The sequence below is a fragment of the Vibrio sp. LB10LO1 genome, from assembly GCF_010092875.1.
Classification (GTDB): Bacteria; Pseudomonadota; Gammaproteobacteria; order Enterobacterales; family Vibrionaceae; genus Vibrio; species Vibrio campbellii.
Genome location: NZ_JAADJW010000002.1, coordinates 187411 through 204138, shown reverse-complemented (window position 1 = coordinate 204138; position 16728 = coordinate 187411). Strand labels below are relative to the sequence as shown.

16 protein-coding genes are annotated in these 16728 nt (G+C 44.4%); 6 read left to right on the top strand and 10 right to left on the bottom strand.

The features are described from left to right. Positions 1-123: 123 nt before the first annotated feature. Positions 124-792 carry an SH3 domain-containing protein gene (locus GXP65_RS02365; RefSeq protein WP_005433337.1) on the bottom strand — a complete coding sequence of 223 codons (669 nt, stop codon included), beginning with the start codon at positions 790-792 and terminating at the stop codon, positions 124-126. Positions 793-878: 86 nt separating this feature from the next. On the opposite strand from GXP65_RS02365, the gene GXP65_RS02360 reads away from it, so the two are divergent. Both GXP65_RS02360 and GXP65_RS25460 read left to right on the top strand, forming a co-directional pair. After that, entirely contained in the window at positions 879-1448 is a 570-nt protein-coding gene (locus GXP65_RS02360) for an ATPase (RefSeq protein WP_224726992.1), read from the top strand. A 176-nt stretch (positions 1449-1624) separates the two neighbouring features. After that, entirely contained in the window at positions 1625-1855 is a 231-nt protein-coding gene (locus GXP65_RS25460) for a hypothetical protein (RefSeq protein WP_077201883.1), read from the top strand. A gap of 57 nt (positions 1856-1912) precedes the next feature. Here GXP65_RS25460 and GXP65_RS02355 read toward each other — a convergent pair whose 3' ends face one another. Further along, the gene (locus tag GXP65_RS02355) at positions 1913-2527 is read right to left on the bottom strand and encodes a class I SAM-dependent methyltransferase (RefSeq protein WP_162091889.1); all 615 of its coding nucleotides are present in this window, start codon (positions 2525-2527) and stop codon (positions 1913-1915) included. 46 nt (positions 2528-2573) lie between these two features. Next, entirely contained in the window at positions 2574-3029 is a 456-nt protein-coding gene (locus tag GXP65_RS02350) for an Lrp/AsnC family transcriptional regulator (RefSeq protein ID WP_005532544.1), read from the bottom strand. Between the two features lie 149 nt (positions 3030-3178). On the opposite strand from GXP65_RS02350, the gene GXP65_RS02345 reads away from it, so the two are divergent. Then, the gene (locus GXP65_RS02345; protein ID WP_162091888.1) at positions 3179-4105 is read left to right on the top strand and encodes a DMT family transporter; all 927 of its coding nucleotides are present in this window, start codon (positions 3179-3181) and stop codon (positions 4103-4105) included. A gap of 93 nt (positions 4106-4198) precedes the next feature. Then, positions 4199-4861, top strand: a complete 663-nt coding sequence (locus GXP65_RS02340; RefSeq protein WP_045382063.1) for a PilZ domain-containing protein — start codon at positions 4199-4201, stop codon at positions 4859-4861. Positions 4862-4973: 112 nt separating this feature from the next. On the opposite strand, the gene luxQ is transcribed toward GXP65_RS02340, so the two are convergent. The 5 genes from luxQ to GXP65_RS02315 form a co-directional block, all read right to left on the bottom strand. Further along, entirely contained in the window at positions 4974-7553 is a 2580-nt protein-coding gene (gene luxQ, locus GXP65_RS02335) for a quorum-sensing autoinducer 2 sensor kinase/phosphatase LuxQ (protein WP_005433394.1), read from the bottom strand. Next, on the bottom strand, positions 7553-8650 hold the full coding sequence (locus tag GXP65_RS02330; protein WP_038889042.1) for an autoinducer 2-binding periplasmic protein LuxP: 1098 nt from the start codon (positions 8648-8650) through the stop codon (positions 7553-7555). Before GXP65_RS02330 ends, luxQ begins: the two co-directional genes overlap by 1 nt. Before the next feature lie 398 nt (positions 8651-9048). Then, positions 9049-9363 (bottom strand): GIY-YIG nuclease family protein, encoded by a 315-nt coding sequence (locus GXP65_RS02325; RefSeq protein WP_045457139.1) that lies wholly within the window; start codon positions 9361-9363, stop codon positions 9049-9051. Then, on the bottom strand, positions 9360-10013 hold the full coding sequence (locus GXP65_RS02320; protein WP_005433425.1) for a YceH family protein: 654 nt from the start codon (positions 10011-10013) through the stop codon (positions 9360-9362). Before GXP65_RS02320 ends, GXP65_RS02325 begins: the two co-directional genes overlap by 4 nt. Positions 10014-10106: 93 nt before the next feature. Then, a complete protein-coding gene (locus tag GXP65_RS02315; RefSeq protein ID WP_005433391.1) occupies positions 10107-10310 on the bottom strand; it encodes a hypothetical protein in 204 nt (67 codons plus the stop codon). A gap of 238 nt (positions 10311-10548) precedes the next feature. Here GXP65_RS02315 and GXP65_RS02310 point away from each other — a divergent pair, with 238 nt between their 5' ends. Continuing rightward, entirely contained in the window at positions 10549-10863 is a 315-nt protein-coding gene (locus tag GXP65_RS02310) for a DUF496 family protein (protein WP_005373603.1), read from the top strand. Between the two features lie 123 nt (positions 10864-10986). Next, positions 10987-12324: an MATE family efflux transporter gene (locus tag GXP65_RS02305; protein WP_005433405.1), complete on the top strand. Its 1338-nt coding sequence runs from the start codon at positions 10987-10989 to the stop codon at positions 12322-12324. Between the two features lie 93 nt (positions 12325-12417). Here the strand turns inward: GXP65_RS02305 and GXP65_RS02300 are convergent, their stop codons facing one another. After that, the gene (locus GXP65_RS02300) at positions 12418-13407 is read right to left on the bottom strand and encodes a Gfo/Idh/MocA family oxidoreductase (RefSeq protein WP_162091887.1); all 990 of its coding nucleotides are present in this window, start codon (positions 13405-13407) and stop codon (positions 12418-12420) included. Between the two features lie 59 nt (positions 13408-13466). Then, positions 13467-16103 carry an ATP-binding protein gene (locus GXP65_RS02295; RefSeq protein ID WP_162091886.1) on the bottom strand — a complete coding sequence of 879 codons (2637 nt, stop codon included), beginning with the start codon at positions 16101-16103 and terminating at the stop codon, positions 13467-13469. Between the last annotated feature and the right edge of the window lie 625 nt (positions 16104-16728).

Sequence of the window (16728 nt, the reverse complement as noted above, 5' to 3'; positions counted from 1 at the left end):
CGAGCCGAGTTCTTCAACTCAGCTCGGTGATAGTATTCCTATTGCTTATACTTAACAACTAAAAAGTTATAAATCTCTGTTTTCAACCATGGAAAGCAATTGCCATAGGGACTGACGCGATATTCATCGGTAAAATATTTCGCCTTTATCGACATCCAAATAGATTTTGTTTTCTTGCTCTAGCCCGCCACAGTAGATGAAGTACACATTACGCGTCTTGTATGTCACTGAGCGAACCCAGCCGCCCAATTCTTCAAAATCACTTGGGTCACATGTCTCGTCATCCAGTAACTGCTGGGTTTTGTTTCGAAACATATCGAGGTGCGTTTTTAAATCGTCTGATTTTTGTAAGTAACCATCTAGAATTTCTAAACGCTCATGTTCTTTGATAACAGGTTCCGCATCAGACAACCCTTTTGAATCGACCCATTCTGCTGTTTCTTCCCCACCCTCTTCATACACAATATAATCCGATAGTCGGAACCAGCCATCGACCTTTTCCAGTACAGAGACCTTCTCTCCTTTGTACAATGAGTCAACGACTAACGCTTGGTGCTCAGGCTTGTTATAAACATCAATACGTCGCTCTATTACGTAGTATTCCGTGATCTCGGGTGCAGGAGCCTCTAGGTCCATGATTGGTTTCGGCTTCTCTGCTGGCTCATTCGGCTTTTCTGGTTCTTGCTTTTGTTCAGCAACGGGCTCTTCTTTCTGCATAAAGAAAAAGTAATACCCAGCTCCAGCCCCACCAAATAAGAGCAGAATAACCAGTGCTATCAGGGCCTTCTTCATATTCTATTCCTTTTTGTTCCTTACACAGCATCACTCAAGCAATAAGTATCGCCATAGTAACTATAATGACAGAAGGTGCATAACAGATGCGTCAACTAACCAACGTGAAGAGAATGATGAATAAGTTCAAATGGATATTGCTACTATTCCCACTTCCTGCTTACGCAAGCATTCAGTGTGATCACGCATCTTGGAATGACAATCTTACCCAATTCAACCGTTTAGAGTCCAACTACAATCAGTATGTTGAGACATTCAATGCACTCTTAACCGAGCACAAGCAACGACAGTTACTCTCACAGACCTTCTCACCTCATGAGCTGACGCTCTTATGGCGCGCGCAAACTAACCAACGCGCTTTCCATAATCAACTCGAAGCGTCTATTCAGTACCAAAGAGAACTCACTGACAAAGCCAACACATTAGCAAAACTCAGCAAAGAATCGACATGGATGGCCAACGGCTGGGAAAAACTCGCCGATAAGTGTGAGATTTCGGATGAAAAAGCGAATCAAATTAGCGCAGAGTGGTATCAAATCAACGCCTCCCAGCTTGCTGAAGACTATACGCAACTAGCAACACAATATTTGGGTTTAGCACAGCTGTACGCTAAAGAAGCCAGCGCGTTGAAATACGCTCAAAATGTGCCTCAATAACCCTATTCATATTGGGATTGTTCCCGTTAATGAAATTGAGCAATTAATAGGCAAACAGGTCAATTTATAGAGAGGTACGTCACAATAACGCTTTACTTGCGACCAGTTTTTGGGTAATTTACCCATTAACAAAATTTAATATAAAGTCACATTTGGCTGGAGATGATACTAAACCAATGGTTATCAATCGATTAAGTAACAGGGATTGTCCTAATGCTACCAAAGCCAAGTTTTTGTCAGTAGTTAGGCACGTTAAAGAGTTCGGTTCAATCAGTGATTTGGACCTATGTAAAATCTTCGGAGAGACAATTTGGAGCGATGGGAGGGAGTACCATTCAGCCGCGTTCTCATTTAAGGTTGATAGACACACAGGTAACTGTGAGATCTCAAAATACAAATACCAATAAGGCTTGAAAGAATATTTCAAACGGAGACAGGAAACTGGCTCCGTTTTTTATTGCGCGCTATTTGATCAGCTTAGGCATCACCACCGTGAAATCATGGTCGGAATACCCCTCGATGAGATAACTCCGCTCACTCAACAGCTTACAATAACGCAGTATTCCCTCTTTGTTGTGGGACTCCAACATCCTCATACTTGGCAATTTAGCCTCATCCAACAAGTTAAAAGCACAAGCCAAATTTGCCGCATGATACATTTTGTCAATCATCTCGACCGTATGGTTAGGGTTCGTTGATTGGTAGTTCAGCGAGCCTGACGCAACCACATAGTCTACTCTAGGCAAGAGAAGTTTAGAAAAGTCACCACGCATAAACTGATTTTCTGTTTGGAAGAGACGTCTGCGTGAATCAGCAATAAACCGCCTCTGCTGATCGATACCCACATAAACGCTCGGTCGATGCCCTGCTTGTTCAATGAACGCCAGCAAATCTCCGTAGCCACAGCCAACGTCAAGAATGCTCGCTCCGTCCAAATGCAAGTCACGACAAAGAGCTTCAAAGCGCGTGATTTGGCTAAAGGTGTCTTGCCAACCCAAGGTTCGAGCTTTGTCGGCACCGAACTGCTTGTGTCTTTTTCGGTGGTAATGAGCGATGCGTAATCTATCGAGCCATTTCATAATGCCTTGCTACCTGAGCGTAAGAGTGATCTGTAAACCGTCGTAATTATGAGTAAACCGGTAAGTTACCGTTGCCTTTAACTTGGCGGATGGCCAGATGAGTATGGATGTCTTTAACGTTTTCAAGCCTTTGCAACTTGCGCGTGAATGCTTCGTAACCCGTGAGATCTTTGCTCACAACTTCTAGCAGATAGTCATACGCTCCGGAAACAACATGGCATGAAATGACTTCTTCCATATCGCTGATCGCTTGCTCAAAGTCATCAATCGATGTTGCCTGATGATTATTGAGGCTAACTTCGACAAACACCGTCATTGCAATTCCTGCTCGCTCCCGAGAAATCATCGCTCGATAGCCACTGATCACCCCTTCTTGTTCGAGGCGTTTGATCCTTCTCGCACAGGGAGAAGCAGAAAGCCCCACCTTATCCGCGAGCTCACTGGTTGTCATCGTCGCGTCTTGCTGTATCAAATCCAATAACAGTCGATCAATTTTATCCATTCCGCCTCCCTTGCCAAATTTCACCACATATTATCCATACCAAGATGAAATTCACTAAGTTTAAGTTTTATTCGGTCATATTTTGCCACCATTGAGCGTCACTTTCATTCAATAATTAACACATCATTTACAAACACTCGGATTGCCTTATGGCACTTGGATACGCTGCAATCATTACAACGCTTTTTCTTTGGTCAGGTTTTTTTCTCTCTCTGCGCGGAGGCGCGATATCCGATCTTCAGCCGGTAGACATTGCTTTAGCACGCTTTCTTATTCCTGCCGTGGTATTACTGCCGTTTGTGCTCAAGTCCATGAACAAAATACGCGCGGTGCCAAGTAAGTATTTGCTCGGCATCATTGTAGGCAGTGGGCTGCCTTATCTTCTGATTGCAGGTACTGCGATGCACTATGCACCTGTTTCTCATGGCAGTGCTTTAATTCCAGGGACGTTACCGCTATTTGTCTCTGCTATCGCTGTCTTGTGTTATCAGCAACCATTGAGTCAACATCGCATTATTGGCTTATCAGCCGTATTACTTGGCATTCTGGTGTTTTTATTGTCCAACTTAGGGGCCGAATACAACTGGCTACAACTTAAGGGACACAGCTTATTTTTGGTTGGCAGCCTGATGTGGGCAATCTTTACGATTAGTGCGCGCGTGGCGAACTTAAACGCCTATGTTTGCGCAGGTTTTGTATCGGTCATTTCTTTTGCCATGCTCGTTATCGCCGTGGGGTTTGGTTGGCTTGATAGCTACCTTGCGACAACGCCTATCAAACAATGGCCTTGGAATGAATTAGTTGGTCACCTAATGCTGCAAGGGGTTGGCGCTGGTCTGATTGCCTCTTTCACCTTTCTTTATGCTGTTAGAACGATAGGAGCGGAAGCCAGTGCTGCATTTGGGTCCTTAACGCCCGTGTTGGCAACTTTATTAGCGATTCCAGTCTTTAACGAACAACCTGATTCACTCACTTGGTGTGCGTTGCTGCTTGTCACCTGTGGCAGTATCGTCGCAAGTAATGTCTTGATGAAACAAGATCCTAGCCAAAATTATCGGCCCCCTGTTCACAGATAAGAACAAAAATGCATAACTTTTCATCTCGCCTATTGAAAGCAAAAACAGCGATTTGATAACCTACTGCGATAAGAATTTAAAACGTCAGAAGTTATGCCTTCAACTCACACTAATGATGAACTGCATAAGTTCCTAAAAACAGGAATGCGAGTCTCGATTAACTTCGAGTTTGGTCCGGAAGAAAAGTACATTTATGCTGCAACGTATCTGGGGTTAAAAGAAAACGCGTATATTATTCTCGATATACCCACCCGCTTACTCGAAGAGCAAGCACTAAGAAAGCTCAACAATGTGGACGTTGTTATTCGCGGTGTGTCCGATACCGACCTCGGGCACGTTGTTGCGTTTAAAACCAGTGTATTAATGAACTTGCTACGCCCTTCCCCACTGCTGTTTGTGAGGATTCCAGCCACTTTTGCTACGAAGCCAGTAAGAGGGCATGAGCGATATAAATTGCAATTGGCATGTACTATCGATCACATGAGCAATAGGTACGAAAGCAACTTAGTCGATTTCTCGCTCTCCGGTTGTGGCATTTCCACATTGATTGAACCAGAGTTCGCCGTTGGTGACATCATCACCATCGAATCTCCCCTCAGCGGGCATATCGATGAGGAAAACCGCTGCTCTGTGGCCAATATCAAAAAGCTTCAAAAAGGTTGGATTGTCGGCGTAAAGTTCGCTGAACCGCTCAACATGACCGACGATCTCAAGAACGAGCTCTTGGAGCACTCCTTCTCGGCTAGCACGATTTAGCAATAAGCCTTAATAGGCATGAGTTTGCACAAAATAAAAAGGGAGCATTACGCTCCCTTCTTCACTTTTATTATTTAACTTCAGCCCCTAACTTATCACTGCCATTAAACCGTTAGGTTCTTTCTACCAAGAAACGTTGTTTGAAATCGACAAACGCCTCATGTAACGCATTCTCTTTAATTGGCTTCAGCATGACATAGTTTGCACCTGCCGCCATAAACGCATCACTGGTTTCTTTCGCGGTGTCTGCTGTACACGCGTAAATTGGCGTTCCAAGCCTCAAGTTCTGGCGAATCTCGTGCGTTGTCTCTATACCACCAAGGTGAGGCAATTGATTATCCATGAGGATCAGATCGTAAGTGGTATCAGAGAGGAGCTCCATCGCTTCCAGCCCATCTTTCGCCCAATCCACCTGCATTTTATACTTCTTGCAGAAAGCCTGAAGGATAAACGCATTGGTATGGTTATCTTCCACCAGCAGCACTTTTAAACTTTCATCAAACAAAGCTTCCGGCTTGATACGTTGACTGACCTCCAGAGGCCTTAAGACACGCTCACGATCTTTTACTGGAAGTGTTATGACAAATGTTGTTCCCACTCCCTTGCTACTGCGGACCTGAACATCACCTTCTAACATATCGACTAGGTTCTTAACGATGGTCAAACCTAGGCCGCTACCGCCATATTCGCGCGTGGTTGTCGCCTCTTCTTGCACAAAAGGTTCGAACATTTGGTCGAGCTTGTCGCTTTCAATGCCGATGCCAGTATCAGTCAGCTCCACAACTAGCACGCTGTTCTCCGCACCATAGAATTGTTCCAGTTCCGCATGTAATCGAATCGAGCCGGTCGGCGTGAACTTGACGGCATTGCTCACTAAGTTAAATAGAATCTGATTCAAGCGGACTTGATCGGTGAAAATTTCAACATTCGGGTCAAGCTCATTCTCGATGACCAACTCAACCCCTTTATTTGTGCAAATCGGACGATAAATATTTTCCAATGTACGCATGGTATCGGTGAAAGAGAATGGGTGCTTCTGAATATTAAACTTGCCCTGCTCTATCTTTGAAAAATCGAGAATATCGTTCAGTACTGCAAGCAAGTGCTCGCCACTGTGGCACAGGACGTCGATTTGATTCTTCTGCTCTTGTGTATCGACAGAATCTTTCAATAATTGGGCGACACCTAAAATGCCGTTGATTGGCGTACGAATTTCATGGCTCATTTTAGCAAGGAAGTCTGCACGTGCTTGCGCCGATTTTTCTGCTTCTCTACGCGCAATGTTACTCTGCTTCTCGGCTTCGATAAGTGTTGTAATGTCTTGGCCTTGCACAATAATGCCACTGATATCACCATCAACACGAATTGGCGACAAGTTCCATCGGTAGATCTTATTACCAATAGGTACGTTCACCCCAGTCAGCGTCGCACCTTGAGCCGCCATTTTAAGGTGTGGGGTCAATTTCTCTTTAAAGCCTTGGAAGACCGGATGCATGATTTCATGATCGTCTTCGATCACTAATTCTTTGCGCGCGGCAGGGTTCATCTGAATCAGGACACTCTCTTCAGACCAAACCATGATGGGTGATAAGGCAAAATTAAACAGATCTCGGAACGACTTCTTCTGCGCTTCAAGCTCTTCGAATGTACTTTCAAGGGTTGAACCGATGTGATCAAACTCTTCAATATCCGAACCGCCAAATCGTTCAAACCCTTTTTCCTCACGAGCAGAGCGGGTGTAAGACATCAAAGATTCTAACTGCGCCGAAACTTTACTCTCAATCCATTCCCTACTCATTAAGGCAATCATGATCATTCCGATGATCGATGCAAGCATGGCTAGAATATGTTGGATTTGTAATGTCACCACACTCTGATTGTCTTGTACCGTTAACAAGCAAAGCTCGGTAGTCACTGCATTTACCACAATTGGCGTTTCTATTACCAACAGCTTATCGAGTCTTTTGTCTGAGCTTTTACGCTGCAGTACATCAGCGACGTTATAAGGCTCATCACCAATCAAAGAGTTTGCTAAAGGCACGCTATTAGCAACCAGCACCACATTGTCGACGTTACTTTCACTCTTGAGCTTTTCCATCAAAGCGAAGTTGTTGTCTAAGACGACGGCATTAAACGAGAAACCAAGCACCTCTCCTGTTGACGGGTCTAGGATCGGCACACGGCGCACGAGCATATGTCTAGAACCAATGGAGGTCATGACATTAATGTAATACCAGTTGTTACTGAAACTGACCCGATTGGCAAGGCTATCAAGGATAAGGTCGTTTACGCCGTAGAAATGCGCATTTCCATCGTCCCAAATGATGCCTTTGTGATCCGTTAGAAAACGGAATTCTGGTGTGTGCGACGGATCGCTTTGGTCGATACTGAGGAAGAAAAAGTTGAGCGCATCCGTGTCGCGATCAGCGTAAAAATCACGAATGACTTCGCTCTTGGAATTACTGTCATGATGTATTTGGATCGCCGCAAAGTGGCTATCAAATATATTGTGGATCAGTGCAGAAGTTTGCTGTTTGGTTCGGTCTACTTCTTGCCAAATGATTTGCTTGGAGAAGTAATAGCTCTGAATGAAAATCCCCAGAATAATTGGGGCAAGAACTAAAATGATGATCTTTGTTATGAGCGTCGCCAGCGAGCGACGCTTTTTAATGTTTGATCGCGTTGTTGTCATCAATTATCTGAATATCTAAATGCGCGCTTTTTCAGCGCTTCGATTCTCTCCGGTGAATCTGCCTTTGTTACGATTTCAAAGTCACCTGAGTATACGGTCGGAACTGGTTTATCTTCCAAGTCCCACTTAATCGCTTCTGCCATGGCTATGCCAGTATCATCATTCATACGCATGACGGTGATGTCTAAATCACCCTTCTGGATAGCGTCTAACTCAGCAGAGCCTCCACCCCAGCCATTGATCATAATGTCTTCACGTCCCAACTCGGCAAGTGCGTCTACTGCACCCAATGCCACATCGGTCGAACATGCATAGATAAAATCAACATCTGGATGTTTTGCTAAACTCGCTTTCGCAGCATCATAGCCGGATTGCTTGGTTGCCTTCGTGTAATACGCTGATTGTAGCTCAAAGTTATTATCACGGTTTACTTGGTGAATAAAAGTATCACCTCTCACGTCGCTAATATAACCTTCAGAAAAGTAGAGCACACTGTAATATGTGTGTTTTGGGAAGAACTTTCCGAATTCTGTTGCCAATTCACGACTGCCTTCTGCGTGGTCAAATCCGACATATAAAAACGGTTGATGTTTGTCCCACTCACGGACTGGTGTAGTGATATTTTGCAAGATCAATTTGGTGTTCGTTGAGTCCAAAACGTGCTCAACAAATTTACGGTGTCTTGTCGTATCAAGCGTGAAAATCAAGTAATCCGATTTGCTCTTGAGCGCTTCCATTAATGACAAGCTTTGTTGCTTGATATCAGCATTTGGACGAGTAAACACTTGGTTCAGTTGGTAGTTAATATTCAACTTATCCAAACGTTTTTCGAATGCTGCAATATTTCTTACCCAGTAATCTGAAACTTGCTGCCCTGGGTAAACCACTGATATTTTAAGCGGGCGTTTTGTCGGTTTAGACAGAGGGACCGGCTGTTCTCGTACTGCTTCTGATAAAGCATTGGTGAGATTTCGTTGCTCGGGAAATTCGTCCAAAAACTCTTGATAACCCCAGTACCCATTCAAAACTTGTGTTGCTTGAGACGCTGGAGAAAAACCGACCATAGAAATCAGGGAAAATAGTAACGCTTTCTTCATCTATTGCTCTTTTAGTTTTTATCGAGCATGGATCTGCTCTTATTTTTGCCTAGCCGAGTCATCCTTTACCCTAATCAATTCATCTTCCATAAATTGCCCGTTTCTATATAAATTTTCTTGATACAAAGCCGAACGGGCATCAACGTATTATGTGGTACAACCGCTCGAAATGATACCCACAACTATTAATAATTCGCCCACACGCGTCAAAAATAAACCGCCATTTAAAGGCGGTTTATTTTTTGTCATTTTGGGTATTCATTCGAGGAAAAAATACGGAGCGAGTCGCTCAAGTTTGCACTTTTTGACTGCCGATACCTCTATATCGGCTGGCAATACATTGCACTTATGACTATTACACCTAAGCCTTCCCAATAAACGAATTGGCGTGCACCAACTCATTTACGCGAGTAAAAAACGAGTGATTGGTCTTCACCAACTTGAATCGCTGCACTTTCTTGCACCAGTAACTCTTTTTTAGTTTTAGTTAACTGTTTGATGAAGTATTCCACTTTCATAGCCATGCTTTTGTTTTCAAAAGCACAGGACCACTCAAGTACAAGCGGCCCTTTTCCTTTTAGTGCTTTCGCGCCTTTACCACTTTGGTGCTGATTGAAACGCCTTTCCACGTCATTCGTTACCCCGCAATACAAAGCATTGCGGTTGTTACGAATCAGATAAACACTCCAACGTTGCTCGGCAGTATCACTCATGAAAGCAAAGATTCAACCTGCTCTTTCAAAGCGGCAAGCTCTTCACGTAACTCTGCGACTTCTTGCTCAAGCTGTGTAATACGTTCAGAGCCCGCAGAAGAAGGTGCCGTCGTTGCTACCGCAAGCTCACTGACATCCACTTCACCGCAGAACAAATGCATGTATCGAGATTCACGCTTACCGGCTTCGCGAGGTAGCTTCACGACTAATGGGCCCTTTTCATCATTAGCAAGGTGCTCAAGTACATTTTCAACTTCTTTAACATCGTTGAAAGCTGCAAGACGGTTTGTGCGAGTGCGAATCTCACCTGGCGTTTGTGCACCACGAAGCAGCATGCAGCATACGATGCCTTTCTCTTGTTCCGTTAGTTTTAGATCGCCAAACTCGGTATTGCAGAATCGATGTTGGTACTTGCTCACGCGACTGTTGAAGCCACTTTCGTCGCTCACTAAACGGCGTTCGATCAACGCATCAACCGCGTCCAGTACATCAGCTTCGGATAGCGACATTACTGGCTCACGATTGCTCTTTTGGTTGCATGCGTTAGTCAATGCGTTAAGGCTGAGAGGATATTGGTCGGGGGTGGTCACTTCTTTTTCGATTAAGCAGCCAATTACTCGTGCTTCAATTGCCGTTAGCTCAACTTTCATAATGCATTTCCTTATTATTGTTGCATTTGAATTTGGGTATCAGGCTAAAGCATAGCGCATGGACCTGACACCCTTTGCGAATCGGGTTAGGTCTTAATGCTCTGAGAGAATCGACACTTTGGTCATCTTCCCATTCTCATCAATCATCATTATCTTTGAACGGTTCAGTTCAACTTCGGTGATTTCGAGTTGCGTCCTCGCCGCCACATATGCGGCTTTGAGCTTCGTTGCCATAGAGTCGTCATGGGATTCGACATCTTGGTTTTCGACTTGCTCCGCAATAGTTCCAGAGTTCATTTCGAGCTTCATATCTTTATCTTGAATGCTATCGATAATATAGCGAAGGCCCCAGCATGACAACGAGTCCCTGCGTTCAAGTGAGCAACATTCACGCTTTTAACGCGCGATTGTTAATACCACATCAAAATTGGTGGATAAATGTTCAACCCTGCCGCGCGTTTGATCTAAAGACTGTTATGCCACGAGATGTTGTGCTTTAATCGAGTCAGATATTCACAAATTAGGAAAGGGAACCATGAGTAGCGTATTTGAAATCGTGAACCAAGCTCGTCGTAAAAACAAACTAAAACGTGAGCTGCTTGATAACGAGAAAAAAGTTCGTGACAACCGTAAACGTGTAGACCTACTAGAAAACCTACTAGACTACATCAAGCCAGAAATGACTCACGACGAGATCGTTGCAATCATCAAAAACATGAAAGCTGACTACGAAGACCGCGTTGACGATCACATCATCAAGAGTGCAGAAATCTCTAAAGCACGCCGTGACATCAGCCGTCGTATCCGTGAGCTAACAGAAGAAGACAAGCAAACTAGCGGTAAAAAATAAGCCGACTTAGTTGCCATATTCAACCCCGAGCAAGCACGCCTTGCTCGGGGTTTCTTTTTGTCTCTTTGTTGTACAGTGTGTACAATAAACACAATTTCCGTTCCAAAAACACCCATATTTTGTATGTCTTCTACTTCTTCTAATGCCCAACCGACGTTAGCGAAACAACTCTTTACGATGACTTGGCCAATGCTGTTTGGCGTTCTGTCATTAATGAGCTTCCAATTAGTTGATAGTGCGTTCATTGGCCAACTTGGTGTCCTTCCCCTTGCAGCACAGGGTTTCACTCTTCCCCTTCAAATGGTGGTGATTGGTATTCAAGTTGGCTTAGGCATCGCGACCACAGCGGTCATCTCAAAAGCACTCGGCGCAAACAACGCTCGCTATGCTAAGCAGCTAGGAGGCCTAGTGCTCATGATTGGCTCTGTTGGTGTTGCCGTCTTTGGCCTGCTTATTTGGCTGCTGCGCTACCCTATCCTCTCTCTATTGAGCGCACCAGATTCAGTTATGCCCATCATCGATAGCTATTGGCCTTGGTGGCTATTGAGTTCATGGGTAGGTGCGGTACTGTATTTCTACTACAGTATCTGCCGAGCCAATGGCAACACCATGCTGCCTGGCACCATGATGATGGTCACCAGTGGTGTGAACTTAGTGCTCGACCCACTGTTTATCTTCACTTTCGATCTCGGTATCAACGGTGCCGCTATTGCGACAGTGATTGCTTTTGGCTTCGGTATTTTAGTAGTGGCTCCTCGCGTTCAGAGGAATCATTGGGCTAGCTTCGAATGGCACGATTTGAATGTGGTTAAGAGCGTTACATCCATCGGCAATATCATGGGGCCAGCGATGATCAGCCAACTGTTGCCACCACTTTCTTCGATGTTGGCAACTAAGCTACTTGCGGGATTTGGTACCGCAGCCGTCGCTTCTTGGGCTTTGGGATCTCGCTACGAATTCTTTGCCATCGTTTCGGTATTAGCATTAACCATGTCTATGCCGCCAATGGTGGGCCGATTACTTGGTGCGAAAAACTACGCTGACATTCAATCGCTGATTTCTATCGCGGTGAAATTTGTTCTTGGCTTCCAGCTTCTAATCGCCATCATCACCTTTGTCGCTGCTGATCCACTTGCTCTGCTTATGACCAGTGATGCTGAAGTGACCAGCGTGCTTGAAATGCATTTGATGATTGTGCCTATCAGCTTAGGTTCGCTGGGTGTGTGTATGTTGATGGTATCGATCTGCAATGCTTTAGGTAAGTCGTACACAGCACTAACCATCTCCGCACTACGACTATTTTTGTTCTTCCTTCCATGCCTTTGGGTTGGCGCGCAAATGGGAGGCATTAAAGGGCTGCTTATTGGCGCTTGCCTAGGCAACCTCATGGCAGGTATCGCTGCTTATTTAACATACCGTAAAACCATTCATAAGCTCGTTTCTGCTGAAGCTGCGGCTTAAGAGAGCCACATAAAACAAAGCCCTCACGATGAGGGCTTTGTTCTTTAAACCATTTAGCATGATGCTGTTTTAAAGCTTTAGAAAAGCAAGCGCCTAGTTTAGTGCGACTTTATCCGCAGGGAATACAACGCCTGTTTGTCTTCTTACCTCAGTTAGCACTTTCGCGACCGTCAATGAGCGCTGCTTCATTTGAGGGTCAATCGAGCCAAGTTTCAGTTGCTTAGCAAACGCCTGCGCTTCATAGAACATGTGGTTCTCTTCTTGAGGTAGCGTGAGTACTTCTTTGTCCTCACCACGCAAAATGCGTTCAACGCCACGGCCTGTGGCAATCATATCCACCAGCAGACTACCTTGTTCACCTTGGAATTCGCTAGGGATAAGTGAATCACTCACCTTCGAGTGCAACAAGTTCACATTAAAGCCATCGTAAGCGAGCGTCACGCTGCCACAACCATCAACGCCGGAAGGCAGAACATGAGCACTTGCTTGTACGCTATTAGGCTCGCCAAACAACTCAACGGCAGAACCAACGCAGTAGTAACCAATGTCCATGATGGAGCCATTGGAAAACTCAGGATTGAAAGTGTTTGGATTCTCACCATTTAGATATTTCTGATAGCGAGAAGAGTACTGACAGTAACTGATCGTAGCATGACGAAGAGGCGCGATCGTCGGTAGACTGTCTTTTAATACTTTGAAATTCGGAGTGTATGGTGACATGAAGGCTTCAAACAACACGACATTATTTTCTTCAGCCGTTTTAAACATTGCTTGAGCAAGAGAATAATTTGATGCCATCGGCTTTTCACAGATCACGTGCTTGCCCGCTTTGAGCATCTGCACTGCCTGAGGCGCATGAAATGAGTTTGGGCTCGCGATGTATACTGCATCAACGCTTTCATCCGCCCCTAAAGCATCGAGGTTATCGTAATAAGCTTCTGCGTTGTAAGGTGAGCCAAATTCACGTGCTTTCTCTACATCACGCGAGTAGACGGCGTGAAGACAAAACTCTTTGGTCTGAATCGCCGCTTCAACAAATTGTTGAGAGATCCAGTTCGTCCCGATCACAGCAAGTTTGAACATATTACTTCCTTTTCTTTCTCGTTCTGGAAGCCGTAAGGAGTCCGGCTCGCAGACACGATTTAAGCAAGCTTTAGTTCATTAAACAACTCAAACAGTTGATTCGATTTGTAAGGTTTCGGTAAGTAAGCATCCATCCCCGCGGCAAAGCAGTTCTGAATGTCTTCTTCAAGCACACTCGCTGTCAAAGCAATAATGGTGGTCTTCCCACTCCCAACTTCTTTCTCCCAACGGCGAATTTCTTTTGTTGCGGTCAAACCATCCATAACTGGCATCATGCAATCCATAAGAATGGCATCGAACTGTTCCCCTTTCGTGATGGCTTCTAAGGCTTCTTGCCCATTACTGGCAATCAAGTAATCATAGCCCGCTTTATCTAAGAAGAAGCTGGCGATCTTTTGATTCATCAAATTATCTTCCGCAATCAAAATTCGACGATGTGTACGAGACTGGTTGATATTGTGGACCATTGCTGAGCTGGTGACATTGTAACTTTTAGCATTCTGCTCAACCTGCGCAAGCTCATCAATGGCGTGCCTAAAGCGATTACCGAGAAAAGGCAATGTCAGTACCGCGTGAATGCGTTCCGAGTTGGTATACGTGGTTGCCAAGTGATGCTGACAAATGATCACTCGGCTTACATCAACATGGTTTTCCAGTTCATCCACTATCGGAGTTAACTCAGCTTTACCATCATGACAATAAAAGATGACATCAGCGTCCCATGAGGATTCAGCGAGTGCGTCAATAGTTTCTACCTCGGAGAGCTGTATACTGGCAAGGCGGCATTCTTTAACAATTTGTGCGGAATATGCGCATTTGTCACCAATAAGAAGACCACTGCGAATGGTTTCGGAATGCCAACCGACGCTTGGTAGCGCCTCCACTTCAATTGAGAACTCGAAACTGGTCCCTATTCCTTTGGAAGACGAAGCAGTTAGCTGTCCACCCATCATGGCGACCAATTGTCGACAAATCGCCAGCCCTAATCCCGTCCCGCCAAATTGACGCGAAATGCCTTCGTCTTCTTGGGTGAAAGGCTCAAAGATGGTGTCCAGTTTGTCCTGCTCTATCCCCACACCAGTATCGGACACTCGGAAGGTCAAAAATACGCTCTTTTGTGTGGTAGATTCTTGGTAATTAACGTCGATATTAATGCTGCCCTGCTCAGTAAACTTCACTGCATTAGAGACCAAGTTCATGATGATCTGTTTGATGCGATGGTCGTCAACTTTGATCCGAGCAGGAATACGTTCGTCTAAATTGATGTTGAGTTCCAGCCGCTTGGAGGTTGCTTTGGATTGAAATAAAATCACGGATTGATAAACGACTTCGCGAATATCAGTCTCGATTAAAGACAATTGCAAGTGGCCCGATTCAATTTTAGATAAATCCAAAATGTCGTTGAGCAAAGTAAGTAGTGTGTGCGACGACGTATCAATGTCACTCAAGACTTCTTTCTGATGATCCGATAGATCGCTTTGCGACAAGATCTCAGTCATTCCAATGATGCCGTTTAGAGGCGTGCGAATTTCGTGAGACATACTGGCAAGAAAAACGGATTTTGCTCGGTTTGCAGAAATGGCCGATTCTTTGGTTTGCAAAATCTCTTCTGTTTGACGGTTTTGCTCTTCCATCATTCGATTAACTTGTTCCGCAAAGATTGTGAACTCATCATTGCCATCAACCACCACCTTCTCCCCTTTCACATGCTCATGAATCAAGGTGTTGAGAGAGTGAATAATGGAGTCCAATTTGCTGTGCACTCGATACCAAGTACCAAACCCCAGCCAACACAGTAGTACAATGATAACCATCACCGCCGATGTCATCAGCATGATACTTTGTTTTTGAGAACTGACTTGAACGAGGAGCGCGTGCTCGACTTGCTGAGTGAATCCCGCAGTCATTACATGCAAACGCTGAACACGGTGATCAAGGTCTCTCAAGTAGCCTACATAATCCGATTGAGACATCTCTCCTGCTAGCAAACGCCCCCGGGCTTCGATGCTCGATAAATAACGGGGAGAAGTGTATAAACTGAGCAGCTTTTCGACCTGTTCGTCTGACGCACCTAGCTTTATAAAGCCTTCTAAGCTTTGCTGTTGACGCTCTATCGCCTGAAAGAACATATTCTGATTCGGCACACTATTAGGTTGTAACACTAACCGATACGTTAACCAGGCTTCTTTTTGTGTCCAATACGATAGCTGCGCGAGGTAGGCGATGAAATCTTGCATCCAGTGCGCTTCATCACTGTCAAATAAGTGATAGTGCTGCACTAACGCTTCAGACATTTCCTGCAACAAACGAAATGACCAATCCCCCGATCCTACCGTGTCACTGATATCTCCAGAGATTACGTCAAGCATCGCGCGCTTTAAGTCATCTGAGTACTCTATCGTATGACTGTTTTGAGTGAACTGATCATAAATAGAAAGCGCTTTGTCGCGTTGCACTTTCACTTCAATCGGTAAAGGCTGCTCTTCCCCATATTGGTGACGCTCTTTCTCCATCTCATAGACAAAATGCGATGCTTCAGAAATGAGCTTTAAACCTTGAATGTTACTAACCGTTTGATTGAGTTGTACGACTCTTTGAGAATTAATAAAGAACTGATTAACAGCAAATACTGCAATCACCACCGCAGGTAGCAGTGCAAGTAGAGCTAAACGTAGTTTTATAGAAAGTTTGATCATCCGTTCGCCCGTATTAAGAAAAGGCTCTCGAATTAATACTAGACTACTTTCATAGATTAAATATGAACTTGTATGAAGTGTTTTATTTGCTATTTAACTCGCCTAAAGTGGTCAAAACGCCAAAATCACTATTCATTGCCCTGATGTAACCCAAAGTTATGTGAAACAAAAATGTGATAGCTTGCAAAATTTTGCAGCATCAATTTTAAACAGATTTCGTTAAATTAACTCATTGTAAGGAGAGACTTGGGCATATCTCCTAAAATGGCAAAAGTTGTTTACCATTTAAGTGGTAAAGACAACAAAGATCACATAATTCAAGGCATAGTTCACCTTGTTACATATCATCACTTTGAAATGATCCATTATTGTCGCGAAATAAGCCATGCAGATAGAAAAAGTCAATACCTATAAAAGACCGCTAAAATCACATTAATCAGCCAAGAATTAGACCTTACCCCACACTTTCCACTGGATTTATTTTTCCTAGCAGAATAAGACCTCCACCCGTACAATCCGCACACATAACTATTACAACTTAATTACAAACACCCTCACTTCACGCTCTACCGTTGAGGTACTAGCCGAAAAGTAAGGTCAGCCCCCCAAAACGTGAAAGGTCCAA